Annotated in this window: 20 protein-coding genes and 4 pseudogenes; 17 read left to right on the forward strand and 7 right to left on the reverse strand. The window is 70.1% G+C overall.

Annotation, left to right across the window (positions count from 1 at the left end; all coding sequences use genetic code 11):
* Nucleotides 1–33: 33 nt before the first annotated feature.
* A complete protein-coding gene (locus ACFQH9_RS30315) occupies nucleotides 34–267 on the reverse strand; it encodes a LysR family transcriptional regulator (protein WP_379571568.1) in 234 nt (77 codons plus the stop codon).
* A gap of 27 nt (nucleotides 268–294) precedes the next feature.
* Between ACFQH9_RS30315 and ACFQH9_RS30320 the strand changes: the two genes are divergently transcribed.
* From ACFQH9_RS30320 to ACFQH9_RS30400, 17 genes and pseudogenes are all read left to right on the forward strand, one after another.
* Nucleotides 295–1,332 carry an EamA family transporter gene (locus ACFQH9_RS30320; RefSeq protein WP_379571570.1) on the forward strand — a complete coding sequence of 346 codons (1,038 nt, stop codon included), beginning with the start codon at nucleotides 295–297 and terminating at the stop codon, nucleotides 1,330–1,332.
* Nucleotides 1,333–1,374: 42 nt separating this feature from the next.
* Complete coding sequence (locus ACFQH9_RS30325; RefSeq protein WP_379571572.1) at nucleotides 1,375–2,550, forward strand: trans-sulfuration enzyme family protein; 1,176 nt, start codon at nucleotides 1,375–1,377, stop codon at nucleotides 2,548–2,550.
* A 25-nt stretch (nucleotides 2,551–2,575) separates the two neighbouring features.
* Nucleotides 2,576–2,840, forward strand: a pseudogene (locus tag ACFQH9_RS30330) (IS5/IS1182 family transposase); the annotation flags it as partial.
* A gap of 50 nt (nucleotides 2,841–2,890) precedes the next feature.
* Nucleotides 2,891–3,844, forward strand: a pseudogene (locus ACFQH9_RS30335) (IS5 family transposase).
* A pseudogene (locus tag ACFQH9_RS30340) lies at nucleotides 3,841–4,211 on the forward strand (transposase); the annotation flags it as partial. The pseudogenes ACFQH9_RS30335 and ACFQH9_RS30340, both read left to right, overlap by 4 nt.
* Nucleotides 4,212–4,635: 424 nt before the next feature.
* Nucleotides 4,636–5,691: a lactonase family protein gene (locus ACFQH9_RS30345; protein ID WP_379571574.1), complete on the forward strand. Its 1,056-nt coding sequence runs from the start codon at nucleotides 4,636–4,638 to the stop codon at nucleotides 5,689–5,691.
* 71 nt (nucleotides 5,692–5,762) lie between these two features.
* Nucleotides 5,763–7,133 (forward strand): MmgE/PrpD family protein, encoded by a 1,371-nt coding sequence (locus ACFQH9_RS30350; RefSeq protein WP_379571576.1) that lies wholly within the window; start codon nucleotides 5,763–5,765, stop codon nucleotides 7,131–7,133.
* 3 nt (nucleotides 7,134–7,136) lie between these two features.
* On the forward strand, nucleotides 7,137–8,534 hold the full coding sequence (locus ACFQH9_RS30355) for an MmgE/PrpD family protein (RefSeq protein WP_379571578.1): 1,398 nt from the start codon (nucleotides 7,137–7,139) through the stop codon (nucleotides 8,532–8,534).
* Between the two features lie 121 nt (nucleotides 8,535–8,655).
* Complete coding sequence (locus tag ACFQH9_RS30360) at nucleotides 8,656–9,321, forward strand: GntR family transcriptional regulator (protein WP_379571580.1); 666 nt, start codon at nucleotides 8,656–8,658, stop codon at nucleotides 9,319–9,321.
* Nucleotides 9,322–9,393: 72 nt separating this feature from the next.
* Nucleotides 9,394–10,509, forward strand: a complete 1,116-nt coding sequence (locus ACFQH9_RS30365; RefSeq protein ID WP_379571582.1) for a thiolase family protein — start codon at nucleotides 9,394–9,396, stop codon at nucleotides 10,507–10,509.
* 5 nt (nucleotides 10,510–10,514) lie between these two features.
* Complete coding sequence (locus ACFQH9_RS30370) at nucleotides 10,515–10,931, forward strand: Zn-ribbon domain-containing OB-fold protein (RefSeq protein WP_379571584.1); 417 nt, start codon at nucleotides 10,515–10,517, stop codon at nucleotides 10,929–10,931.
* Nucleotides 10,928–11,755: an enoyl-CoA hydratase/isomerase family protein gene (locus tag ACFQH9_RS30375; RefSeq protein ID WP_379571586.1), complete on the forward strand. Its 828-nt coding sequence runs from the start codon at nucleotides 10,928–10,930 to the stop codon at nucleotides 11,753–11,755. The genes ACFQH9_RS30370 and ACFQH9_RS30375 overlap by 4 nt, the downstream gene beginning before the upstream one ends.
* Nucleotides 11,752–13,992, forward strand: coding sequence for a CaiB/BaiF CoA-transferase family protein (locus ACFQH9_RS30380; RefSeq protein ID WP_379571588.1), 2,241 nt, complete (start codon nucleotides 11,752–11,754; stop codon nucleotides 13,990–13,992). Before ACFQH9_RS30375 ends, ACFQH9_RS30380 begins: the two co-directional genes overlap by 4 nt.
* Nucleotides 13,993–14,107: 115 nt before the next feature.
* Nucleotides 14,108–15,007 carry an ABC transporter permease gene (locus ACFQH9_RS30385; RefSeq protein WP_379571590.1) on the forward strand — a complete coding sequence of 300 codons (900 nt, stop codon included), beginning with the start codon at nucleotides 14,108–14,110 and terminating at the stop codon, nucleotides 15,005–15,007.
* A 35-nt stretch (nucleotides 15,008–15,042) separates the two neighbouring features.
* Nucleotides 15,043–15,870: an ABC transporter ATP-binding protein gene (locus ACFQH9_RS30390; RefSeq protein WP_379571592.1), complete on the forward strand. Its 828-nt coding sequence runs from the start codon at nucleotides 15,043–15,045 to the stop codon at nucleotides 15,868–15,870.
* A 25-nt stretch (nucleotides 15,871–15,895) separates the two neighbouring features.
* On the forward strand, nucleotides 15,896–16,909 hold the full coding sequence (locus tag ACFQH9_RS30395) for an ABC transporter substrate-binding protein (protein WP_379571594.1): 1,014 nt from the start codon (nucleotides 15,896–15,898) through the stop codon (nucleotides 16,907–16,909).
* A 51-nt stretch (nucleotides 16,910–16,960) separates the two neighbouring features.
* Entirely contained in the window at nucleotides 16,961–18,355 is a 1,395-nt protein-coding gene (locus ACFQH9_RS30400) for an MmgE/PrpD family protein (protein WP_379571596.1), read from the forward strand.
* 1,398 nt (nucleotides 18,356–19,753) lie between these two features.
* On the opposite strand, the gene ACFQH9_RS32230 is transcribed toward ACFQH9_RS30400, so the two are convergent.
* The 6 genes and pseudogenes from ACFQH9_RS32230 to ACFQH9_RS30430 form a co-directional block, all read right to left on the reverse strand.
* Nucleotides 19,754–20,185, reverse strand: a complete 432-nt coding sequence (locus ACFQH9_RS32230; protein WP_417715131.1) for an IS5 family transposase — start codon at nucleotides 20,183–20,185, stop codon at nucleotides 19,754–19,756.
* A 167-nt stretch (nucleotides 20,186–20,352) separates the two neighbouring features.
* The gene (locus ACFQH9_RS30410) at nucleotides 20,353–21,597 is read right to left on the reverse strand and encodes an IS701 family transposase (protein ID WP_465269548.1); all 1,245 of its coding nucleotides are present in this window, start codon (nucleotides 21,595–21,597) and stop codon (nucleotides 20,353–20,355) included.
* A pseudogene (locus tag ACFQH9_RS30415) lies at nucleotides 21,594–21,770 on the reverse strand (CoA transferase); the annotation flags it as partial. The gene ACFQH9_RS30410 and the pseudogene ACFQH9_RS30415, both read right to left, overlap by 4 nt.
* 104 nt (nucleotides 21,771–21,874) lie before the next feature.
* Nucleotides 21,875–22,948, reverse strand: coding sequence for an ABC transporter substrate-binding protein (locus ACFQH9_RS30420; RefSeq protein WP_379571600.1), 1,074 nt, complete (start codon nucleotides 22,946–22,948; stop codon nucleotides 21,875–21,877).
* Between the two features lie 58 nt (nucleotides 22,949–23,006).
* Nucleotides 23,007–24,773, reverse strand: coding sequence for an ABC transporter permease (locus ACFQH9_RS30425; protein WP_379571602.1), 1,767 nt, complete (start codon nucleotides 24,771–24,773; stop codon nucleotides 23,007–23,009).
* Complete coding sequence (locus ACFQH9_RS30430; RefSeq protein WP_379571604.1) at nucleotides 24,770–26,047, reverse strand: ABC transporter ATP-binding protein; 1,278 nt, start codon at nucleotides 26,045–26,047, stop codon at nucleotides 24,770–24,772. Before ACFQH9_RS30430 ends, ACFQH9_RS30425 begins: the two co-directional genes overlap by 4 nt.
* Nucleotides 26,048–26,054 lie beyond the last annotated feature (7 nt).

The raw sequence follows: 26,054 nt of genomic DNA on the forward strand, positions 1-26,054 counted from the left end.
ATGATCGTCGATCTCCGAGCAAGCGGGGGAACCTCAGACCTCGGCGAGCACCCGACGGGCCTGCGCCGTGAGCTGCACGCCGAGCGGGGTCGGTTCGCACGCGCGTGGGGTGCGAACGAGCAGGCCCTCGCCGAGGCGGCGCTCGAGCTTCCCCACCGCCCGCGAGACCGCCGCCTGCGACACGCCCAGCTCACCGGCGGCGACAGTGAACGACCGAGCGTCCACCACCGCCAGGAGGTAGCGCAGCTCCGTGAGCGTCCAGTCCATGACTTCACGTTATGCCAGCAACACACATTGCATTTGCTCGTCGCTGCGCGGAGTTCATACGGTCAAGTTGTGACGCTCAAGGAGCAACAGCGAGCGGCCAGCGTCTCGCCAGCTCCCCGGACGGCGTCGACGGCGACGCCCCGCCAGCACGCTGCCGGGGTGGCCACGGCGATGGGCAGCGCGATCGCCAACCAGACCGGGGCGGCGATCGGTGCGCTGGCGTTCCCCGCACTCGGGCCGGTCGGCGTCGTCGCGGTGCGCCAGCTGATCGCCGCGCTCGTCCTGGCCCCGATCGCTCGCCCGCCCTACCGGGCGATGTCCTTGCACCAGTGGCGCCCGGTGCTCGGCCTGGCCGTGACGTTCAGCGTCATGAACCTCAGCCTCTACACCGCCGTCGACCGCATCGGGCTCGGGCTCGCCGTCACGCTCGAGTTTCTTGGCCCGCTCACGGTCGCGATCAGCACATCCCGGCGGACCACCGACATCGCCGCGGCGTTCGCCGCCGTCGTCGGGGTCGTGGTGCTGACCCACCCGAACGCCTCGAGCGACCTCCTCGGCATCGGTTCGGCCTTGGTCGCCGCCGTCGCCTGGGCCTGCTACATCCTGCTCAACCGCACGCTGGGGCGGCGGATGCCAGGCGTGCAGGGCACGGCCGCCGCGAGCACGGTTTCCGCCGTGGTCTGGCTGCCGATCGCGGCCATCCTGTTTGTGAGCAATCCGCCCGCGCTCACCGCCCTGCTGCTCTCCGTGGGCTGCGCCCTGCTGTCGTCGGTCGTGCCGTTCACCTGCGACCTGCTCGCCCTGCGCCGAGTCCCCGCCAACATCTTCGCCATCCTGACCAGCCTCAACCCGGTCTGGGCAGCGCTCGTCGGTTGGCTCGTTCTCGCCCAGCCGCTCGCCGCTGCGGAATGGCTCGGCATCGGCCTGATCGTCGTCAGCAACGCGGTCGTGACCGCATCCGGACTCCTGCGCCGGGCCCGGTCACCGAGCCACATGCGACCCACGATTCGACACCGCCCTGGACCAGCAGTGCTGCCAAGTGACCAGGCCACCTGCCGCGAGTAACGGAGGGCCCCGGGCTGGTCGAGGGTGCGCCACCCACTCCAAGTGACCTGGGGCGAGCCGCCTGAGAAGATCCAGTGCCGCGTCGAGATCCGCGGTCTCCGCCTCGAAAGGATGCGCGTGCCATTTGAACTTCATCCCTCCACGCTGGCCATCCACGCCGGCCGTGGGGACCGCGTCCTCGGCGGGCCGCTGAACCCGCCGGTCGTGCTCGCCTCGAACTTCCATGGTGGCGCCTACGCCCGCGAGCAGGGCTCCCCCGCCTGGGCAGCCCTCGAAGAAGCAGTCGGCACCCTCGAGGGCGGCACGGCCACCGCGTTCGCATCCGGAATCGGCGCAGCAGCGGCGATCATGGAGACACTGCCCGCAGGCGCAAAGGTGGTCGGACCGGCAGCCGGCTACGCCTGGACGCGCAGCCTGCTCCGTGAGCGGGCTAAAAAGGGGCGGATCGTTCTGTCCGAGGTCGACACCACCGACACCGCGGCGACCCTCGCCGCAGCGAAGGACGCCGCACTGCTGTGGCTCGAGAGCCCCAGTAACCCGCTGATCGAGATCACCGAGCTGGACCGGATCCTGCCCGCGCTGCGCGACGAGCCGGTCAAGGTCGTCGTCGACTCCACCTTCGCCACGCCCCTGCTGCAGCAGCCGCTGACGATGGGCGCTGACTTCTCACTACACAGCGCGACGAAGTTCATCGGCGGACACAGCGACCTCATGCTCGGAATCATCAGCACCCGCGACGCCGACGACGAAGCCCACCTCACCCACGCACGAGCCCAAACCGGCGCCACCCCCGGCGCCCTCGAGGCATGGCTCGCGCTACGCGGACTACGCAGCCTGCCCGTACGACTCGAGACGGCGCAGAGATCCGCAATGACCCTCGCCGAACGCCTGGCCGACCATCCGCTCGTCACCCGCGTGCACTACTCCGGCCTCCCCCACGATCCCGGCCACGAGCGCGCCCGGCGCTTCATGACCGGCTTCGGCGCCATGCTCTCCATCCAGCTCGACAGCACCGAGGACCAGGCCGAAGCGGTATGCAAACGGGTCGAGGTGTTCACCCACGCCAAGAGCCTGGGCGGAATCGAGAGCCTCATCGACCGCCGCGCCCGCTACACCGGCTCCAGCGCGCCCGGAACCCTGCTACGGCTGAGCATCGGATGCGAGCACATCAACGACCTCTGGGCAGACCTGCGCACCGCCCTTGACAGCGTGAACTGACGGGGCGCGCTCACGCTGCTGTCGCGTGCTCGGTTGCTCCGGGGTGACCTGCTGGCGGCGGGTACGGGACTGGACCGAGGCTGGCGTGTGGCCGGCCCTGCACGAGCTGCGGCTTGCCGAGCTGCGCGCCGCCGGACAGCTGGATCTGGACCGGATGGCGGTCGACGCCTCGCACGTGCACGCGCTCAACGGGGGACCATGTCGGGCCGTCCCCGGTCAACCGCGGCCACCCCGGCTGCAAGCACCACCTGATCGTCGACGGGCACGGGGCCCCCCTCGCGGTCACCCTAGAGCGTGTCCCGTGGATCTTGACGGGCGGATGCGGTAGATCGTTCCGGTGCTGGATCGTCACGATCTGACTGACGCCGAGTGGGCGCGGCTGGAGCCGTTGTTGCCGGACACGACCCCGCAGCGGGGTGGCAGGTGGGCTGATCACCGGACGGTGCTCAACGCGGTGTTCTGACGGACCCGCTGTGGCGTGCCGTAGCGGGATGTCCCGGCGAGCTTCGGCTCCTGGAAGACCGTCTACAACCGGCATCGCCGCTGGTCGGCCGATGGCACCTGGGAGCGTGTCCTCGATGAGCTGCGCCGCGGCGCCGACTCCGCCGAGGGCCCAGACTGGACCGTGGCCGTCGACGGTGCGGTGGTGCGGGCCCATCAACATGCTGCCGGGGCCCGTCACCGCCCACCCGCCGACATCGACCAGGAGGTCCTGGCGTCACTCGAGCTGGACACGGGGGGCTCGGTCGAATGACAAGAAACGCTCGACCCGGCCGGCCCGGGAGGCGATCGGCCGTTCCCGCGGCGGCCTGACCAGCAAGATCGTGCTGGCCGCCGACCACAGGGCACGTCCGATCTCGACGGTCACCGTCGCCGGGCATCGCCACGACTCGCTGGCCTTCACCGCCGTCATGGACCGGTCAACATCAAGCGCCGCGGACCGGGACGGCCGCGGACCCGACCGGGCCGGGTCCTGGGCGACAAGGCCTTCTCCAGCCGCGCGATCCGCTTTGCGCTGCGCGGACGCGGGATCACCGCCACGATCCCGGAACCGGACGACCAGATCCGCAACCGCCTCAAGCGAGGCTCACGCGGCGGGCGGCCACCCGTGTTCGACGCGGAGGCCTACAAGCAGCGCAACTGTGTCGAGCGGGCGATCAACAAACTCAAGGGCCATCACGCCGTGGCCACCCGCTTCGACAAGCGTGACTACATCTTCCGCGGCACGGTCGACGTCGCCTCGATCCGCATCTGGCTCCGAGCCCCGTCACGTGATCCACGGGACAGGCTCTAACCGGCGAAAACCGTCACGACGTCACCCAGCTGCTGCCGCTGCTCGACGCGATCCCGCCGATCCGCGGCACCCCGAGGCCGCCCCCGGCGCAAGCCCCGAGAGCTCTACGCCGACCGCGGCTACGACTTCGACAAGTACCGCCGGCTCCTGCGCCAGCGCGAAATCACCCCCACAGATTGCCCGCCGCGGTGTCGCGCACGGCTCCGGGCTGGGCAAGATCCAATGGGTCGTCGAGCGCGGCTTCGCCTGGCTGCACGCGTTCACACGGCTCCGCACCCGCGACGAACGCCGCGCCGACATCCACCTCGGGCTGCTGCAGCTCGCCTGCGGCCTGATCTGCCATCGACAACTGGCAAAGTCATCCTGAAATGACCTCTCAGCCCCTCACGGGCTTGCTGGGACAGCTCTGCGAGTAGGACACGGACCACGCCCTCGTCGCCGAGCTTCGCCCCGACACCGGCCAGTCGAGCAGTGACCGGGAGACCTCGCCCGTCCGTCCCCGAGTCGGACGGCCCTCGCGGACCGCGGAGTTGGATCAATCTCGGGCCCGGACCCGGCGGGCCTCGCGGACGGCTCCCGCTGGTCACGGCGCACAAAGCCAGCCACGCGTCGTCGAATGCGCCGGCTGTAGATCGCCCTGGCTCGGCTGTATTCCTGGACACGCCGTCCTCGGGTTCGTACTATGTCGTTCGTCGTACAAACTCCAGCGTGGGGGTGGATGGTGTGTCCTCTTGAGCTTGCGCCCTGGTCCTCGCAAGATCGGCGCAGTACGTCCGAAGCTCCGTGTAGACATGGGTGACGCGGCTCTTCTCCTGGTCGGCACCCGCACCTCGATCCAGCGTGCCGGTCGCGGCCGGGGCATCGAACCCTTCTGGCTCACCGACGGCGTCGCGCGCCCGGCCGACACCGTCGTCCCGTTGACCAACCCGTCGTTCGTCGTGGTGAACCAGCGGCGCGATCGCGTCTACTGCGCGCACGGCGACGGTTCGACGGTGTCATCGCTCGCCATCGACGCGGCGACCGGGGCGATGCAGGTGACCGGTGAGCAACCCTGTGGTGGGACCAATCCCGTCCACCTGGAGATCTCGCCCGACGAGCGCACGCTCTACGTCGCGAACCACGGCGTCGGGAGCGTCGGGGTCGTCCGACTGGGCGAGACGGGCGCTGTCGCCGAGCTGATCCAGACCGTCGTACTCACCGGGACGCCGGGACCGGACGCGACGAATCAGCCGTCGTCGCGACCCCACGGTGTCCTCGTGACCCGGTCCGGGAACGCGCTGCTGATTGCCGACAAGGGCACCGACCGGCTCGAATGCTTCCGGTTGCGGCAGGACGGCACGCTCGAGGACGCGCCCGCCGGCGTGTCCGTGCTTCCGCCGGGGTCAGGTCCTCGGCACATCGTCGAGCACCCGGTGCTGCCGGTCGTATACAGCGTGGACGAGATGGCATGCACAGTCACCGCACACGCCTTCGATCTCGAGGCCGGCGTCTTGGAGGCCTTCGACGCTGTCTCGACCGTCGCCCCGGAGACCTCGGGGAGGGTCGTCGCCGCGGAGATCGCCCTCGATCCGACCGGCCGGCACCTCTACGCCTCCACACGCGGATCGGACACCGTGGTCCACATCGAGGTGGACCCCGGGACCGGCGGCTTGGGCGCGGCGGACTGGACTGACACCCGAGGGGTGTGCCCGCGCCACTTCCTGGCGGCATTCGACCGCGACGAGCTCTACGTCGCCAACGAGTACAGCCACACGATCGAAGCGTTCCAGATCGATGACGCGGGCCGGCTGAGCCACCGCACCCGCCTCGCCGAGGTTGGCAGCCCGACCTGTCTCGTCCTGCTCTGACGGGCGGACCCGCTCGGGCTGCCACACGGCCGACCCAATCTGAACCTGCCGCACCGGATCGAAGGAGACACATGGATTACGCGCTGGACCAGATCACGGAGTTCGTCGTCGGCGCACGGGCTGAGGCCGTTCCCAACGACGTGCTCAAACACGTGACCGGGATCCTCGTCGACTCCCTCGCCTGCGCGCTGGCGGCGAAGGACTGCCCGGGTGCGCGGGTGGCTGCGGCGATCGTGGACGTGCCCCGGGGTCCGGGTGGCACGGTGATCGGCAGCCGCGCCGAGGCCACGCTGGACATGGCGGCCTTCTGGAACACGTCGATGATCCGCTACCTCGACTACAACGATGGGTTCACCGCCGGACACCCGAGCGACATGATCGGTGCGCTCGTCGCCGTCGCCGGTGCGCGCGGGCTGTCTGGCCCCACGCTGCTGAGCGGTATCGCCGTCGCGTACGAGGTGTTCCACCGCATCTCGCTCAAGCACCGTTCCTACCGGAAGGACCGGGGCGCGCTGGTCGACAACCTGTCAATCGACCAGGGCTTCTCGGTGGCGATCGGCGCCGCGGCCGGCCTGGCGCACATGCTGGGGTACGACCGCGACCGGACGCGGACCGCAATCTCCCTCGCGGCTACCAACGGTTTGCCGCTGCGGGCCAGCCGGGCCGGCGAGCTCTCGCACTACAAGGGCGTCGCGACTGCGGTGAGCACCCGTCAAGCGGTGTTCGCGTGCCAGCTCGCGGAGAACGGCCTCACCGGCCCCTCCGACCCGTTCGAGGGCCGGCACGGCTTCATCGAGGTGATGGAGGGCAAGGCCGGCCCGATGAACCTCGAGCCGTTCGGTGTGGAGTGGGCACTGCTCCGTTCCGCGCTCAAGTACTTCCCCGCAACCTCGAACTGCCAGATCGCCATCTGGGCCGCCTTTGAGCTGCGCGAGGATGTGACGGCGGCCGACATCGCCGAGATCGTCCTGCACACCTCACGGTTCCTGCGGCACGAGTCGGGGAGCGAGCCCGCGAAGTGGGCGCCCACGACCCGCGAGACTGCGGACCACAGCCTGCCCTACGTCTTCTCCGTCGCGCTGCTCAACGGCGAGGTCAACGAGTCGTCCTACAGCGAGCAGATGCTGCACGACGAGCGGGTGCGCGAGCTCATGGGCAAGGTGAGCGTCGTGGTGGACGACCAGATCGAGGCCGAGTGGCCGGACACCCTCCAGATCCGCGTCACCGCCACGAAGGCCGACGGGACCACGCGGGAGATCCACGCCGCCGACCCGAAGGGCACCTACCGGAACCCGATGCGCCGCGACGACATCAAGGCCAAGTGGCGCAACCTCGTGACTTCCGTCTTCGGCGCCGAGACCGACCACATGTTCGACCTCGCCTGGGGCATCGCCGACAGCGACGACTGCACCAAGGTCTTCGAGCAGCTGGTGACGGAGTAGCCGATGCCCTACGACCACGACCAGCCGGCCACCCAAGCCTTCGCGGAGTTCGTGGCGGACGCCAGTCTCGACGATCTCCCGGTCGCGGCCCTCGAGGCCGCCAAGGTGGCGCTACTCGACGGCGTCGGGTGCCTGGTGGCGGGCAGCGGCGAACCGGCTCCAACCCTGGCCCGGGCTGCCCTGCTCGAGGACGCCTCGGGACCGTGCACGGTCGTGGGTTCCCCCGTCACGGCCGAACCGGCCACGGCGGCGCTGCTCAACGGCATCGCCCTGCACTCCCTGGACTTCGAGGTCCAGGGCACGCCCCCGGCCCACGGCACCTCGTCGATCCTGCCCGGTGTGCTCGCGCTGTCCGAGCGCTACGGGGTAGCGCCGAATCGCGCAGTGCTGGCCTTCGTGGTCGGCTGGCAGGTCCAACAGCAGGTCCGCACGGCCAGCAGCCAGAGCGGCTTCCGCGGGTTCCACCCGCCCGGGGTCGTAGGTCCGCTGGGGGCGACCGCCGCGTGCTCGATCGTCCTGGGGCTGAACGCCGACCAGATCGCTGGCGCGTTCGGTCTCGCCGCTTCGCGCGCCGGCGGCCTGTTCGCCAACAACGGGACCATGGCCAAGCCCACCCATCCCGGCAACTCGGCGCGCACCGGCGTCGAATCGGCGCTGCTCGCCGCCCGCGGGATGTACGGCAACCCGCGCGTCCTAGAGATGTCCGGCGGCCACTTCGAGACGTTCTACGAGGAGGAGCCGTTCCGGCCCGACCTGCTGCTCGCCGGCCTCGGCGAGGACTATGCGATCGTCTCGCCGGGCTTCACGATCAAGTGCTACCCGGCCGAGATCTTCATGCAGTGGGTGATCGACGCCTGCCAGCAACTGCGCAAGGATCCGCGCCTCGACGTGTCTGCCATCGCCGAGGTCGTGGTCGAGCCGCCGCTGTTTCGGGCCGCCCTCTCGCGTCCGCGACCGGTGTCCGGGCTGGACGGGAAGTTCAGCTACGAGTACGCCGCCGCCGTGGGGCTGACCCAGGAGCGGGTGATCATCGGGAGCTTCCACGACGACACCGCCTTCAGCGAGCCGGTGCAGGCGCTCCTGCCGAAGGTGCGCCTGCAGCAGAACCCGGACATCCCGGAGACGCTCGAGGGCACCTGGGCACGGGTCACGGTACGTCTGCGGGACAGCACCGAGATCGTCGTGCGTTGCGACCGCTTCCGAGGGTGCCCGGAGCGTCCGATGACCCGCGACGAACATCGTGGCAAAGTGCTCGACTGCCTCACCGCGGGCGGGCTCGACGACGGCGCGAGTCGGCGGCTCGTCTCCGATCTGGAGCAGCTGGAGACTCTCACCTCGTGGGAGCCGGTGCTGTCGGCGCTGCGCCAGGCCGGCGGCCGGACACCGGCCGAGGTGGGCTGATCGGGGGACGGGGTACCGATAGCCGGCGGACGCCTCGTCCCGCTGGAGTCACGGCATCACACATTACAGTTCTGTAAGATGTACGATGTCGTACAAACTCCGGACAGCAGGGAGCCGGGCTGTGAATGACAGCGTTCTCCGTATCGAGCGGCCACACGAAATGGTCCGCAACCAACTATTCCGGGTGATCCGCCAGGCAATACTTGACGGCATTCTTTCTCCGGGCGAGAAATTGACCGAACGGCGGCTCATCGAACTGACGGGCACGAGCCGTACCTCCATCCGGGAGGCGCTGCGCCAGCTGCAGGCAGCCGGGCTCGTCGAGACCAGCGTGAGCCGGGGCGTCCAGGTGGTGACCCTCACGACCAAGGACGTCCTGGAGATCTACGAGGTGCGCCAGGCCCTGGAGTCGCAGGCGATCGCAAACTTCACCGAGCGGGCGGATCAAGCGCTAGTCGAGGAGGCCTGCGCCCTGATCCAGCCGTTTGAGAACCGCGAGCAGACCCGGGAGACGGTGGAGCGGTTTGAAGCATTGATATTGAGAGGTAGTGGCAACGAGTTGTTGAGCCAGATTCTCGGCAACTTGCATGACCGCATCCAGGTGCTGCGAAATCTGTCGATGTCGGACCCCAGCCGGTGGGAGGAGTCGCACGCGGAATACGTCGCCCTCGTCGACGCTATCCGTTCCCGTGACCCGGAGCGGGCCCGTCGCGCCACCGTCGATCATGTGACCGCCGCCCGCAATGCAGCGCTGCGTGCGTTGGCGCGCAACGAGAACGGCGACTAGCAGCAGCCTGGGCGCGCAGTCGACCGGCCGACCGAACAAGCGAAGGGACCGAAGGTGGTTGAGCTTCGAGATGTGGCGATCGTGGGAGTCGGGCACACCGACTTTGCCGCCCTTTACGCCGACCGCGAGACGCAGTGGGACGCCTACGACCTGGCTGCGACGTCGCTGCGCAACGCGCTGAGCGATGCCGGCCTAGCCAAGGACGACCTGGATGGCCTGCTGACCGCCCGGGTCGAGTACGAACGGCTGGCCGACGTCATCGGGCTGCGCCGGCCCCGCATCGTCAACAGCCTGGTCGGCAGCGGGCGAATGAGCGGTGTCGCCCTGCTCGAGGCCGCGGCCCTGGTCGCCACCGGCCAGGCCGACACCGTCGCGTGCGTCTACGGCAACAACGGCCGGTCGGTGAAGATGAAGTACGGCGGCGAGGGCGGCGGCCCCACCATCGGCTACGACACCATGTACGGGCTGACCTCGCCGGGCGCCTACGTCGGCCTGATGTATCAGCGCTACCGCCATTTGTATGGCGCCCCCGACGACGCACTCGCCCCGCTGGCGATGAACAACCGGCGCAACGCGGCGCTGAACCCCTACGCGGTGATGGGCAAGGAGATCACCCGGGAGCAGTACCTCGAGTCGCGCTACATCGCCGAGCCGCTGCGGCTCTACGACTACTGCATCATCAACGACGGCGGCGTCGCCCTGATCGTCACGACGGTGGAACGGGCCAGGGACCTCGCCAAGCCGGTCGTCCGGGTGGCCGCGAGCGCCGTCACCGGCGACCTGACGAACTTCTACAGCAGCGACGACTTCTTCTACACCTCGTGCCGGAACGTCGCCCGGGAGGTCTACGGGCAGGCGGGCGTGACCCCGGAGGACATCAAGTGCCTCGAGGTCTACGACAACTTCACCCCGACGATCCTGTTCTCCCTCGAGGGCTTCGGCCACGCCCCGCGCGGCGAGGCCTGGCAGTGGGTGCGCGAGCACGGGATCGGCTACGACGGCGACCGGCCGCTCAACACCTCCGGCGGCCACACCGCCGAGAGCTACATGCAAGGCTGGGCCCTGCTCGTCGAGTCCGTCCGCCAGGTCCGCGGCGAGGCGGAGGCCCGCCAGGTCGCCGGCTGCGACGTCCTCCAGTACGTCTGCGCCTCGCCCATCGTCTCGTCGCACATCCTGACCACGGAGTGATCCAGATGCTTCTCGATGACCACCCCGAACTGATGCCGCCGATGACGGAGGCGAACCGCCCGTACTGGGAGGGCTGCAACGCCAACGAGCTGCGGCTCCAGTGCTGCAGCGACTGCGCAACCTGGCGTTTCCCGGAGAGCCCGATCTGCCCGAACTGCCTCGGCTCGAGGTCCGAGTGGCTGGCCGTGTCGGGCGAGGCAACCGTCTTCTCCTGGGTCGTCATGCACCAGAAGTACTTCGCCGCCGTCGCCGACCAGGCGCCGTACTTGGTGGCGATGGTCCGGCTGGCCGAGGGGCCGATGATGGTGACGACCCTCGACATCGATCCGGCAGACCTGAGCATCGACCAGCCCGTGTCGCTGGCGTTCCGGCGCGCGACGGCGACCCAGCAGATCCCGATGTTCACGGCGGTGTCCCGATGACCGGATCGACCACCGCGACCGAACCGCCGATCCTTCTGGAGAAGGTGTCGGACGGCGTCGCGCTGATCACGCTGAACCGACCCGGTCAGCGCAACGCGATGAACCGCGCCGCCCGGCTGGGGCTCGTGCGCGCGCTCGAGTCGTGTCGCGGCTGGGCGAAGGTCGTCGTCCTCACCGGCTCCGGCCCCGCCTTCTGCGCGGGTGTCGACCTCAAGGAACCGATGGCCGACCGCGTGGTCGGCGAGGACGACGAGCGGGACGTGCGCCAGAGCACGTGGGGCCGGGTCCAGGACGAGCTCCGGGCGCACCCGGCGATCGTCGTCGCGGCCGTCAACGGGATCGCGATGGGTGGTGGCGTCACCCTGATCAACTCCGCGGACCTCGCGTTCGCATCCACCGATGCGCGGATCAGCATGCCGGAGATCGGGTTCGGTCTTTACCCGAGCATGGCGGGGCCTTCCACCCAGCTGCGGCTGCCCGCGAAGAGGGCGGCCTGGATGGTGCTGACGGCCCAGCCGATCGACGGCCGGACCGCCACGGAGTGGGGGCTGGTCAATGAGGCCGTCGCGCCCGAGCAGCTGATGCCGACTGCCCTCGCGACCGCCGAGCGGATCGCCGGCTTCGACGCGGTCGGGCTCACCGCGTCCAAGCGCGCGCTGTGGCACATCCCGGCGCACGTCAGCGACTACGGCGAGGCCCTGGAGTACGGCGAGAGCGTGGGCGTCCGGATCCGCTCGCAGTCCGATGCGGTGGCCCAAGGCGTGGCGAAGTTCGCCGCCGGGGAGCGCAGCGCTGGTCAGGGCCGGCCGAAGGAGGCGGAGTGACCTCGCCGACGCCTGCTACGCGCCTGCGGGTCGTCGAGGCCTCGACCGGTACCGGCGCCGCCGTCCTCGGCCGCGTCCTCGCCGCGCTGGGTCACGATGTGCTCCGGTGCGCCGCGCCCGCGCCCTCGGGGAGCGCCCACGACTGGCTGCGGGCCGGCAAGACCGAGGTCGCGACCACCGAAGACACCTACGGCAGTGAGGCCTTCGCCGAGCTGCTCGACGGCGCGGACCTGCTGATCACCGACGCCCCGGAGGCGCAGCTCCACGAGCGCGGATGGAGCCCGGAGGCGCTGCGGCGGCTCTGGCCCGACCTGGTCGTGGTCTCGCTGACCTGCTTCGGCCTCGACAACCCCGAGGCCAACGTCTGGGGCGACAGCCTGCTCGCCGAGGCCGCCGGAGGTCTGGCGTGGATGATCGGGGAGCCGGACCGCCGTCCCCTATCGCTGGGCGGTGAGCAGACCGCGTACGCCGCCGCCTTCGCCGCGCTCTACGGGGCAAGCCTGGCGCTGCTGCGCCGCAGCCGGGGCGCCGGGGGCGACCTCGTCGACGTCGCGATGTGCGACGTAGCGGCGTACATGGACTGGAAGACGGACATGAGCTTCCGCGGCGCCGGGGTCGTCGCCCGCCGGACCGGGCGGACCGGCGGGCGGTGGCGCATGCTGCCGTGCCGGGACGGCTGGATCGGCGTGGTCTTCCAGGACACCGAGTGGGACCTGCTGGTAGAGGTCGTCGACGATCCGCGGCTCGCGGATCCTGCTCTCCGGTCACCCGCCGCGCGCGCGGCCCGGGCGGGCGAGTGGTGGGCGGTCGTCGCGCAGTGGGCCGCGGAGCGCGGGAAGGAGGAGACGTACACGAGGGCCCAGCTCGCCGGGCTGCCCTTCGGGTACGCCGCCGACGTCGCCGACCTCGCCGCGTCTACGCAGCTGCGAAGCCGCGGTTTCGTGCGAGAGGCCGGCGCGGATGGCTGGCCCGTCGGCCCTCTGTTCCACGGGCTGCCCTGGACCGACGGCCCGGTGCCCTCTCCGGGCACCGCCAGGGGGTGGCGCGATCGGCCCGGCCCGCTGCCCGTGCGCCCCGCGGCCGAGGCCCCGTTGAGCGGCACGCGCGTTCTGGACTTCGGCACGATCACCGCCGGAGCCGCGACCGGCCGGCTGCTTGCCGACTACGGCGCGGAAGTCATCAAGGTCGAGTCGTATGAGCGTCCCGACCCCTTCCGCGGATGGCTCCTGCCCGGGCAGCCCGTCCCGGCAGCGGGTCTGCCGCCCGAGTCGCCGGCGTTCGACGCCAACAACGCCGGCAAGCAGAGCATCGCCCTCGACCTGAAGGATCCCGAGGCGCGGGCCCGGTTGCTCGAGCTCGCGGCCACGTGCGACGTGATCGTGGAGAACTTCCGGGTGGGCGTCACTGAGCGGCTGGGCATCACCTACGACGACATCCGTGCGGTGAACCCCGACGTGATCTACCTGTCGATGTCCAGCCAAGGGCAGGCTGGCCCGGAGAGCCGCTTCAAGTCGTTCGGCTCGACCCTGGACTTGACGTCTGGGCTGGCTTCGATAACCGGGTACGACGCGGAGACACCGACGTGGTCGTCCTCCGACGTCAACTACCCGGACCAGATCGTCTCGCTGCTCGGGGCGGGCGTGGTCGGCTACTGCCTCGCCGTGCGCGAGCGCGGGCGGCATATCGACCTGGCCCAGCGCGAGGTGGTCGCCTGGACGCTCGCGGGCCTGCTCTGCGAGCACGCCACCACGGGCACGGTGCCCAGGCCCAGCGGCAACCAGCGGCCCGGGGCCTTCCCGCACGACACCTACCGCTGCGCCGGCCGGGGCAGCGGATGGTTCGCCGTCGCCTGCCGCACTGGCGCGGAGCGAGCGGCGCTCGCCGGCCTCGTCGGCCTCGACTGGGATCCCGACGACCCGGCCCGCTGGGCGCAGCGGGAGGAGGAGCTGAGGGCCGCCCTTGAGGCCTGGGCGCGGGAGCGCTCCCCGCTGGAGGCCTCCGACGCCCTGCGCTCCGCGGGCGTCCCCGCCGCCCCGGTGCACGACAGCCGGACCCGCGCCGCGTCGCCCCGCTTCGCGGACCGGCGCGTCTACCTCGACGACGGCGGCCGCCACCTGAAGGGATTCCCCTTCGTCCTACGCAGGTACCGGCCTCCCGTCCCGCCCGAGCCCAGCGAGCTCGGGGCCGACAACGCAGTGTTCGGCTTCGAGCAGCGTGCTCCCGCACCGGTTCGCTGAACACGCTCTCGCAGCACCGCCCACGGCGGCGTCCCCCGCCGCCCCCTCGTTCCGTGCAGTCAGGCCGGTCTCGGACCGATTCCGGTCTCTCGCAATCAAAACCGTGGAGCCGACGATGGTGTCGAAGAGCGACCTGCGTGGCGTCGGACAGGACGTGCCGCGCAATCCCCAACAGAGCGTTCCGGGCGGGCCGGGTGCCGGTCCCGCCGGCCCCGACATCGTGCAGACCTCCGAGGGATGGGGCGTCGGAGCATTGGTGAACCGCCGACTCCGGGGCCTGAACTGGCCCTTCTGGCTGACCCTGGTCGTCGCGCTGGTGCTCTGGGAGTCTCTGTCCCACCTCCTCGACCAGCCTCTGGTGCTGGCCCCGATCGAGCGGATCTTCGCCAAGGCGGCGAGCCTATGGAACTCGGGGGCGCTGCAGCAGGACATCTACATCAGTGGCCTGGAGTTCGTCTTCGGGTTCCTCATCGCCGTGGTCCTCGGCACCGCCGTCGGCTTCATGGCCGGCTACTGGAACAGGGTCGGGACGGTCGTCAACCCGATCCTCAGCGCCGTGCAGGCCATGCCGGTGATCGGCCTGGGCCCGATCTTCATCGTGGCCTTCGGCATCGGCCCGTCTTCAAAGGTCGCCATCGTCGCGCTGACGGCCTTCTTCCCGATCGCGCTGAACGCCTGCGCCGGGGTCCAGCAGACCGGTGAGCCGCTCTACGAGCTCGGCCGGTCGTTCGGCCTGAACACGGTGCAGTGCCTGCGCAAGATCGCGGTGCCGAGCAGCATCCCGTATCTCCTGGCCGGCTTCAAGGTCGGTGTCGGCAGGAGCCTGACCGCTGTGGTCGCCGGCGAGCTCTTCGGCGGCGTGCACGGCCTTGGCCTGGAGATCTTCACGGCCGCATCGAACTTCGACACCGCGAGCGTGTACGTCGCTGTGGCCATCTTCGCCGTGGAGGGCGTCATCCTGAGCAAGCTCCTGGAATACGCCGGTCGCAAGGCCATGCCGTGGCAGAACTCTTAAATAGGACACCGGGCAATGGGAAGGAACTCATGGCCGTGAGCGAGACGTCCACCGCAATCGACGACGGAACGGGCTCGAAGAACGGGGCGCCGATAGACGGACTCATCGTGAAGGGGGTGCACTACGCGTACACCATGCGCAAGGGCGAGCCCCTGGAGATCTTCTCCGACATCTCGTTCTCCGCGCGACCCGGTGAGTTCGTCTCGATCGTCGGGCCGAGCGGGTGCGGGAAGTCCACCATGCTGCGGATCCTCTGTGGCCTGGTCCGGCCGACCGCGGGAACCGTCACCCTCGGGGGCGCTCCGGTGACCGGGCGCACGGCCAAGGCGGCCATGGTGTTCCAGGACGACCGCCTGCTGCCGTGGCGCACGGCGATCAAGAACGTCTGCTTCAGTATCGAGAACGACAAGCCGGCGATGGACATCATGGCCCGGTCCCGGCGGGCGCTGAAGATGGTGGGCCTCGGGGACTTCACCGACCGCTTTCCGAACCAGCTCAGCGGCGGCATGCGCCAGCGGGTCAACCTCGCCCGGGCGCTGGTGTCCAATCCGCAGCTACTGCTCATGGACGAGCCGTTCGCGGCGCTGGACGCGCAATCACGGGAAACACACCAGATGTCGCTGCAGGAGATCTGGGCGGAGACGCGCAAGACGGTGATCTTCGTGACCCACGACCTCGACGAGGCGATCATGCTATCGGACCGGGTCGTGGTCCTCGGCCAGCGCGGATCGGGAATCGTGGAGGACGTGCACATTCCCGTGCCGCGCCCCCGGGTGCTGGACATGAGGCATTCCCCGGAATTCATCGAGATCTCGAGGAGGCTGCGCCACCTGCTCACGCACGACGATTCGTCTGACCAGTAGAGACAAACCAGCAGGGAGAAGGGCAATGATGCCGAAGAACGGGTACTTCCTGAGCAGGTCGAGAGTCGCACTGGTGGCCGCCACCATGGCGGCGTTCATCGGCGCCGCGGCGTGCGGGTCCTCACAGGACGCGACACCGGCGGCGTCGACCCCGCTCAACGTGCGGGTGGGCTACATCATCCCCGCACCCGGTGGCTGGCCCCTGGAGGCCGCCATCGACCAGGGGATCTTCAAGAAGAAGAACCTCGACGTCACGCTGGTGCAGGTGCAGCGGGACTCGGACTGCCTCCGCGCGCTGGCCTCCGGCTCCCTCGACGCCTGCGCCTCGGCCGCCGACTCGGTGATAAGGGTCGCCGACGGCGGGGCCGACGTGAGCCTCGTAGCCGGGCTCACCGACAAGGAGCCAGAGATGCTCGTCGGAGCCAAGGGCGTCGACAACGTCCAGGCGCTGAAGGGGCAGAAGGTCGCCGTCGTCGGCCCCACCGAGGGCTCCACGCTGTCGCTGCTCGCCCTCCTAGCTGCGGACGGGGTCAAGCCCGACGACGTCATCAAGATCTCGGTCGGTGGGTCGAGCTCACGGCTCGCCGCCCTGACCACGGGCCAGGCGGCGGCGACGATGCTCGCCGCACCACAGAGCCTCTACACAGTGGCCGACGGGCTTCCGAAGCTGGCGACGGCCGGTCAGGACCCGTCGACGAACTACGGGCACTTCCTGGCGGCCGGGAAGAACCTCTCCGGCGACAAGAAAGAGGCCATGCAGCGCCTGGTCGACGGGCTGGCCGAGGCCAGCGACTGGCTGATGGACCCGGCCAACAAGGACGCGGTGATCCGAGAGGCCGAGACCGGCGTCATGCAGATCAAGAGCGGTTTCGGCAAGCAGGCGTACGACCTCTACGTCGGCGGCGGCAGCATCGCCGCGCACGCGCAGCCGTCCCTGGCCACTGTGGACTCAGTCGTCGGAATGATGAAGACGTACTCGGGTTTCCAGCCCGTGCACTCGTCGGCCGACTACATCGACACGTCCTACGTCTCGAAGTAGAGAGGAGCTCCTGATGACGATCCCGAACGGTGCCGACCGGGTGGCCGCCGCATGACCGCCGTCGACGAGATCGCTCCGTCGTCGACCGCGTCAGACCTCGACGCCCTGGCGGCGTGGGCATCGGACTTCTCGCTGGCCGACCTGCCCGGCGAGCTGCTGCCGACGCTGCGCGGCTGCGTGCTCTACGGCCTCGCGGTGGGCATGGCCACCCTCCGGGTCCCGCCCGCACAGATGATCTGCCGCACGCTCGACCTCGACGGCCCCCCGGCCGGCAGCTCGGTGCGGCTGCTGGACGGCGTGGCCTCGAGCGCGAGCAACGCGGCGCTGGCCAACGGCGTCCTGCTGTCCGGCCGGGTGCAGGGCGATTCCCACGCGTGTGGGCACATCGGCGGCGTCGTGATCCCGACGGCGCTGGCCGTCGCGCAGCACGGCAACCTCTCCGGTGCCGAGATGCTCGCCTCGCTCGTCGCCGGCTACGAAACAGGCCTGCGGATCGGCCGCGACCACTCGAAGGCCCTGTCGGAGCGGGGCTTCCGAACCACCCCCGTGTACGGCGTGTTCGCCGCGGCGGCGGTCGCCGCCCGGGGCCTGGGCCTCGATGCCGCGACCACCCGCAACGCGCTGTCAGTGTCCGCCAACCTGGCCGGGGGCCTGCGGGAGTACGTCACCGCGGGCACCGACGAGTCGCCCTTCCAGGCCGGCTTCGCCGCTCGCGCGGGCGTCAGCGCCGCGCAGCTGGTGTCCACCGGGCTGAACGCGGCGGGTTCCGCCCTGCACGGCCCGGCCGGCTTCTACAGCGCCTACGGCGGTGCGGCCTCGGACCACGGCACCCGGCTCGCCGTCGATCTCGGCCGGCAGTTCGAGTTCCCAGAGGTCACCTACAAGCCCCACCCGGCCTGCGTGTTCCTGCGGGGGATGATCCACGGCGTCGCCGCCCTGCGGGCCCAGGCCGGCGAGGGCGCCGTCCTGGAGGAGCTCGAGGTCCGGCTCTGCCCCTTCGAGGCGGAGTTCCTCGGCATCCGGTACGCGGGCCCCTTCTCGGCCGCGTCCCAGACCACCATGAGTGCGCCGTTCTGTGCCGCGCTGACCTGGGCGACCGGGACGGTGGGGTATGCGACGCTGCGGGAGTTCGACAACCCGGCTGTGCTGGAGCTCGTCCCGAAGGTGCGCATCGTCGCGGACCCGAACCTGGGTCAGTACGAGACGCACCTGCGACTGGAGCTGGCCGACGGGCGCACCTTGCGGGACGTGAGCGGTCCCGGAGACGGCGACTACAAAGTCCGCTGGGACGAGGTCGTCCCGGTGGCGTGGGCGTTGTGCGCCGAGGTGGGTGTTCCGGCAGAGCTCATCGAGGCGTTCATCGAGGCAGTGGGACGGGTGGACACCGCCCGGGACGTGTCCGAGGTGGTCGGCGCGGTGCGGGATATGGTGCGCGCCGCGAGCTGATCCAGCGGCCCCTGGTGAGACCGCTCATCAGGGGCCGTGTGTCTTTCTGCGGATGCGGCAGCCGCGTCCCTGGGCAGCAGCGCGCCGAAGCTGTACCCGACGAGCACGACGTCGGTCAGCTCCTCGGCCTCCACCACCCCGACCACGCCTCCACCACCCCGACCACGCCTCGACCATGGTGGCCAGCCCGACCTTGCGGCCTGAGCAGGTCGGCCTGCTCCCCCAGCCCGGTGAGTGTCGGGGTGAACACGGTGCGCCCGCGTAGGCGCAGCACCTCGCCGACCCGGCGCCAACACCACCCGCCGAGGTAAGCGCCGTGTACCAGCACGAACGTCGACACGACGCCCTCTGATCCGCAGCCGACGCCCCGACGACGCCGTCTGCGAGCAGTGCCATGATCCGTTCCGGCGAGTTGCCGAGCTCGGCCAGGAGCTCGGCCGTCGGCGCCGGCCGGGTCTGCACGACCGGGCTGTCGCTGAGGTCCACGGGCGTCCGGGCGTTGAAGTACTGGAGCTCTCGGGTGGAACGCGCGCTCCAGCGGGCCTCGGTTCAGAACGTAGGGATCCTGGTGGACCGTGGCGAGGTCGCGAAGCGCAGCGGCTGGGATTTCCCGTTCAGCGCACATCCGCAGTTAGTGGGTGACGGCGCCGGTGAGGCCGAGAAGCTCCCCCATGTGGCGGTGGCGGTCGTCAACGGTGCGACCGCGGATCGTCGGCCAGCTCCGGTCGTCCGCCGAGGCCGAAGAAGTCTCCCCGCTGCGCCGCGAATACTGCATCAGGCAGATCCAGCCGTCCGCGGTGCGGTGCGGCCTGCGCTGCGGACCAGCACCCGCGGCTAGGGAGTGCCTGAGCGATCATGGGAGCCAGGTGAGTAGGGCCGCGAGCTGGAGGGCTACGAGGTAGTTGCGGGCGTGTCGATCGTAGCGGGTGGCAAACCCTCGCCAGTGTTTGAGCTGGCAGAAGCCCCCTTGACGGTGTTGCGGCGGCGGTAGCGGTCCTTGTCGAACCCGACCGGGCGGCCACCTCGTGAGCCGCGCCGGGCCCGGTTGGCCTGTTGGTCACGCGGTTCGGGGATGGTGTGGGCGATCCCGCTCCGCCGCAGCAGCTCCCGATTGGCTCGGGAGCTGTAGCCCTTGTCGGCCAGCACGTAGTCCGGGCGGGTCCGCGGCCGGTCCGGCCCGGGCGGGCCACCGCGATCCCGGCCATGAGCTGGGCGAACTGTGTGGTGTCGTTGACGTTCCCGGCGGTCAGCTGCAGCACCCGCGGCCGCGCCTGGCCGTCGGCGATGGAGTGGACCTTGGTGGTCAGCCCGCCGCGGGACCGGCCGATGGCATGATCGGCAGGCTCGCAGACGACGGATCTCTCCCGCCGCCGCCGGTGATCGAGTCGGAAATTCTTGTCATTCGACCTTGCCCCCTGTGACCGTGTCCGGTGGCGAGGCCGGGCCGGGTGCGGTCGCGGCGTTGCCGCCGATCCGCCGCGCCGCGGCACCGTGCTGGTGGACCCGGACCAGCGACGAGTCCGCCGAGACCAACCAGTCCAGCTCGCCGCTGGCATCCGCGTCGGCCTGGGCGGCGGCGAACAACCGCGCCCAGGTGCCATCCTCGCTCCAGCGGGTCTGCCGCTCATAGGCGGTCTGCCAAGGCGCGAACCGCTCGGCCGGGATCTCCCGCCACGCCGCCCCGGTCCGGCACTTCCAGGCGATCGCCTCGATCACCTGCCGATGATCACGCCAGCGCACACCCCGACGCGGCCTGCGATCGGGCAGTTGCGGCTCCAGCCACGCCCACGCCTCGTCCGACAGAACCCGACGCTCAGCCACGACCCCCATCCTGGCCGACAACCCCACCAAGATCCGTCAGACACTCCCTAGTACTCCAGCCGCAGTTCGTTAGGTATGTCGTTCGCGGCGGCGGTAGTGGGCTTGGCGGGAGCGGTGTTGGTGTCGTCGTCGCCAGGTGGACCAGGCCCATCGCAGGGTGTGGGTGGGTATGTGGGTCAGAGGTGCCAGGAGACGTCGGATCTCGGCGAGGGTGAGCGGGATGAGGCCGCTGCCAGGTCTTTTGGGGCGATGGCCGCGGTGACCGAGAGGTAGGCGTGGGCGAGCAGGGCGAGGGTGATGTGCCGGTACCAGGCGTTGTAGCGGCGGACTTGGTACTGGTCGAGGCCGACTTCGTTCTTCGCGGTCTGGAAGCATTCCTTGATGGCCCAGCGGGTGCCGGCGACCCGGATCAGGTCGGCGTCGGTGGTGCCGGGCGGGCCGGCGCACAGGTAGTAGGCCAGCTCCGGCTCCGCGCCGGCCCGGAGTTGCTCATCGGTGAGGATCTGGCGGCGCACCAGCAACCATCGGCCCCACCCGGCAGGGGCGTTCTCGGGCGGATACAGCGAGGCCACCGCCCAGTCGTAGAACCGCTCGCCCTTCACTCCGGGGCCGGCGGAGCGCCGCTTCCATGCCTGTTCCGGGGCACGGGCGACGAGATCGTCGGCTCGGCGTGCGCCTGCCATCTGGGTGAGGTCGCCGTCGATCGACAGCGGGATGGTCTGGCTGCGAGGGACCGCGACGACGTAGCCGATCCGGCGCTGCTCGCACCAGGAGCGGAACTTGTAGTCCTGCCCGTAGGCCTCATCGGCGGCCACGAACGCTGCGGGCACACCCGAGTCGAGGGCACGGCCGAGCATGTCCTTGGCCAGGGCGGTCTTGGTGGCGAAATCGACCTCATCCGGGACCGCCGCCGCACGGCAGCGTTCCCGATCCGAGGTCCACGACTTCGGCAGGTAGAGCTCGCGGTCGATCAGGGTGCGGCCCTTCCCGGTGGCGTAGGCCAAAAACACCCCGAGCTGGCAGTTCTCCACCCGCCCCGCGGTGCCCGAGTACTGGCGCTGCACACCGGCGGACTTGCTGCCCTTCTTCAGGAACCAGGTCTCGTCGACGATCAGCACCCCACCCGGCTCGCCGAGGTGCTCCACGACGTAGTCCCGCACATCGTCCCGCACGCCATCGGCATCCCACGTGGCGGCGTTGAGCAGCCGCTGCATCCCATCCGGGGTCGAATCACCGGCGACCTCGGCCAGCGTCCACCCGTTCTTCCCGGCCAACGGCGCCAGCAACCCCCGCACATACGCCCGCGCCCGCCGCCGTGGCTCCGCACGGAAGAACCGGCCCGCCACCAGCCCGAACAACCCGTCCAGGCCACCGGCCCACGCCTCGAGATCCTCCGACGACTCCACAAGATCGAAGCCTATCGGAAGATCACATAACAAATTGCGGCTGGAGTACTAGCCGAGCGGCGGGCGGGTCGAACGAAAGCGATCATGGCGTCGCCCATCGGCACGTCGACATGCTGCCCGCGACCCGTGCGGCCACGATGCCGCAGCGCGGCCCGCACACCGATCACGATGTGCAGGCCGCGGATCTTGTCGGCTACGTCACGGCCGCGAGTGGCCTACGGACCCGGGCGGTGCGGGCACGACGCTGCGCAGCCCCAGGGGCGAGGCGCCCCGACGGGGCACGTCCCCGTCCTCAGCCGGTGGTCGTGATGTGGAATGCCTTGTTCCAGGTGGCGATGACCTCGCTGCGCCGCGCCTGCTGGTCGGCCATGGTGAACACCTGTAGCTGGGGCGTGCCCACCGCCGGCAGCTTTGCTTGCCCCCGCCCCTCCGCATGAGACACATCGCTGCGGGCTGGGATGATCCCGGAACCTGCCAGGAACTGTTGCGTGGACCTCGACATCAGCCAGTTGAGGAAAACCTTGGCGGCAGGGTTGTTCGCGCCGGTCTGGGTCAAACCGATGGTGACTGGGAAGGCCGCAACCCCGACGTCTTCGGGAATGACGAGCTGGATTGGGGCGCCCTGCTCGGCGGCGGCGAAGGCCGAGCTCACCGGGAAGATCGCGACGGCGATCTCCCCCCTGGCCAGGGCCTCGGACTGCACCGAGACGCTGTCGAAGATCCGCGGGGAGTTCGCTGCCACACTCGGCCAGAAGTCGGGCCCGAAGTTGCGCAGGCCGAGGTCTGCGTAGGCTGCCGCAGCGGCCGTGGGGCGGACGAGCCCGAGCTTGCCGCCAGCCCATTTCGCGTCGGTCAGGTCGCTCCAGCTCGCCGGGGCGTCCTCCGGTGTCACGACGCGGTTGTTGAAGGCGAGCGCGTAGGCGCCGTACAAGCTGGTGATCCCAGGGTCGCCGGGCTGCATCGCCCCGGACTTCGTGAGTTCATCGGCCGACGGGGGTGACCATGGGACGAGGGCCCGCTTGGCGGCGAGCTCGGCGATGAACAGCGGGTCGGTCGAGCGGAGGACGTCGGCACCGAACCTGCCAGCACCGACTTCGCTGCGGACCCGCTCCTCCATCTTGGCCGATGTGAGCCGGGTCAGCGTGACGGGGATGCCGGTCTGTTGGGTGAAGCGGTCGATGACGCGCTCCTCGGTCGCGGCGTCGCTGGTGGAGTAGAAGTCGACCGAGCCGCCCGCGGCAGCGTCGAACAACGCCTTGTCGGCGATCCGTTCCTCGTCGATCACCAGCCCATCGCCGGTGGAGACCGAAGCGTCGGACCCGGGCGCCTCGGTGGCAGAGCCACCGCAGCCGGCGACGGCGACCATCGCACACAACACGGCGCCGAGGAGGGTCCTTCGAAAACGCGGGAGCGACGTTGCTCGGTCAGACATCGGTGGTGCCTCCGAATCGGCGGGGAAGGTACGAGAGCACGAACATGATCAGGACGTAGACGACGCTGAGGACCGCGGCCTGCTGCAACGCACCGCCGTTCTCGAACTGGTCGAAGATGGTGATGGAGAGGATCTGGGTGTTCGAGGTGTAGAGGAACAGCGGCACGGTGAGCTCGCGCATGCTGAGCATGAGCAGCAGGAGCAGGGTCGAAGACAGGGCGACGCGCATCAGCGGAAGCGTCACCACGGCCACAGCACGCCGGCGGGGCGCCCCGTGGATGACCGCGCTGTCCTCGAGGTCTGGGTCCGTGGACCGGATCGCCGAGGCCATGCTGCGCAGGCCCTGCGGCATCTGCGCGGCGACGAAAGCGATCATCAGCACGCCGAGGGTGCCGTAGAGCGGGATCGGCGACTGGATCCAGGTCCAGAGCAGCCCGATCCCCAGCACGATCGCCGGGATCGCGATGGGCATCATGGAGATGCCCTCGAGCAGCCCGCCGCCCCGGGCCTTGGTGCGGTAGGCCGTGTAGGCCACGAGGAAGGCGAGGATCGTGCCAGCTACCGCTGCGACGACGCTGACCACGACGCTGTTGAGCGTCACGGTCGCGAACAGCTTGGACTGCAGGACCGCGCCGTACGCGTCGAAGCGCACAGCGTTGGGGCGCAGCAAGTCGGCGAAGGAGTCCATGTAGGGAGAGCGGCGGATCGAGGTCAGCAACAGCGCCAGCAGCGGCAGCACGACTGACAGCGCGAAGTAGGCGCAGACGAGCACGAAGCAGATCACCCGCCCGCGCCCGAGCGAAACACGCCGGGCACGCACACCCTTGCCGGTCACCGTCGTGAAGGAGCGCTTGGCCAGTGCTCGCCGCTGCAGCAGCGTGACCGTCGCCACGATGGCAACGAGCGCGAGGGCGATCGCAGAGGCCTCGTTCCCGCGCGCCGGAGAGGCGGTCATCAGCTGGAACAGGAAGGTCGGCAGGGTGACGACGCCGCCGGGGGTGGCGAGGACCTGGGCGACCGGGAAGTTCTCCAGCATCAGGATGAACACCAGCAGCCCCGAGCCCAGCACCGCGGGCATCGCCAGCGGGAACGTGACGCCACTGAGCATCTTGCGGACCGATGCGCCGTGGATGGACGCGGCATCCTCGAGCTCGGGGTTCATCAACGACAGCGAGCTGTGGATCATGAGGAAGGGGTAGGGGGCGTAGAACAGGGCGAGGACGAACACCATCCCGCCCAACCCATACAGGTCCACGACCGGCGGCAGCCCGAGGTCTCGCAGCGCGATGTTGAGTAGCCCGGCCTGCGGGCTGCCCAGCATGGCCCAGGCGAGCGCGCCCACGTAGGAGGGCAGGACCAGCGGCGCGATGCCGACGAGGAACACGAACCGCCGGGCGGGCACGTTGCTGCGGGCGGCGAGGAAGGCGAGCCCGCCGCCGATTACCAACGCGAGGGCGGTGCCGAACACGGCAATGAGCACCGAGTTGAGCAGCCCGCCGGTGAAGTCCGGGTCGCCGAGGATGGCGAAGTTCGACCAGGTGAACGCGCCCAGCGAGGCGCCCGGCCGCGGCGAGTCCGTGGTGAAGGCCGCGACGACGACGAAGCCGGCGGGAACGAGTATGAGGATCGCCAGCACGACGAGCAGCGGTCCACTGAGGATCCATCGCCGCCATCCGCGCCGGCGGCGCGGGCGGGCCCGCCCGGTACCGGCCGGGCGCTCCTCGGCGGCGCGCGGCCGGCGGGACGCCACGACCGTCATGCGGCGGCGCTCCGCTCGGCCGGGCCGGCATCGGCCTCGGGTTCGGCGACCTCCGGCGGCAGGACACGGACGTCAATGGGGTCGATCGCCACGGTGGTGGGCGAGCCGATGGCCAGGTCGGCGACCGTGGCCGACGGGACCACCGAGTCCAGCCGCAGACGCTCGTCGACCGAGATCGAGAGGCGCGTGGTGAAGCCCTGGTAGCTCAGTGCGCGTACCCGTCCCGCGAGTACGTTCGGCCCCGCTGCACCCGGCTCGACCACCCGCACCGCCTCGGGGCGGATGCAAGCCACGGCGTCCGCGGTGGCAGCGTGGCCGGCGGTCCGTAGCGCGACCCCGCTCTCGGCGAGCCGGACGGCGTCGCCCTCGGCCGCAGCGACCGGGAACACGTTCGTGACCCCGAGGAAGGACGCGATCGACGCGCTGGCCGGGCGCGAGTACAGCTCGGCCGGTGTGCTGAGCTGCGTGATCCGGCCGCCCTGCATGATGGCGATCCGGTCCGCCAGCGCCAGTGCCTCGGTCTGGTCGTGGGTGACGTAGATGCTGGTTAGCTGGTGCTCGACTTGGATCCGGCGCAGCTCGATGCGGAGGTCGTCGCGCAGGCGGGCGTCCAGGTTGGACAGCGGTTCGTCGAGCAGCAGGACAGCGGGCCGCATCGCCATGCTGCGGGCCAGCGCGACGCGCTGCATCTGGCCGCCGCTGAGCTTGCTCGCCCCGCGGTCGGCGAGGTGCGCCATCCCGACGAGGCCGAGCACCTCCAGCGCGGCCTTGCGGGCCTCTGCCTTGGGCGTCTTCGCCATCCGCAGCGGGAAGGCGACGTTCTCCACCACGGTGCGGTGCGGCCACACCGCATAGGACTGGAACACCATGCCGACATTGCGGTGGTGCGCAGGGATCGCGACGCCGGCGCGGGCGTCGAAAACCGTGCGCTCCCCGATCGTGATGGTTCCGTCGGACGGTTCCTCCAGGCCGGCGATGCAGCGCATCGTGCTGGTCTTGCCGCAACCCGACTGACCCAGCAGGACGATCGACTCCCCCGCCGCGACGTCCAGGTGAAGCCGGTGAACGGCAGTGACACCACCGTAGTCCAGGGTCAGGCCTCGGACAGTGACCTCCATCGGGCTTCCTCCTTGAAGCAGCGAGCGACGACATCGATCGTTGGGCAGGCGAGGTCGCACCCAGGGCGATCGCGCGCCGGGCGCACCATTTCGACGGCATTGCAGTGTGCTAGGCGCCATAGCAAATGGCAAGGGCTTCGCGATCCCGATCTCCACATGGACG

This window comes from Pseudonocardia lutea, assembly GCF_042658055.1.
Lineage (GTDB): Bacteria > Actinomycetota > Actinomycetes > Mycobacteriales > Pseudonocardiaceae > Pseudonocardia > Pseudonocardia lutea.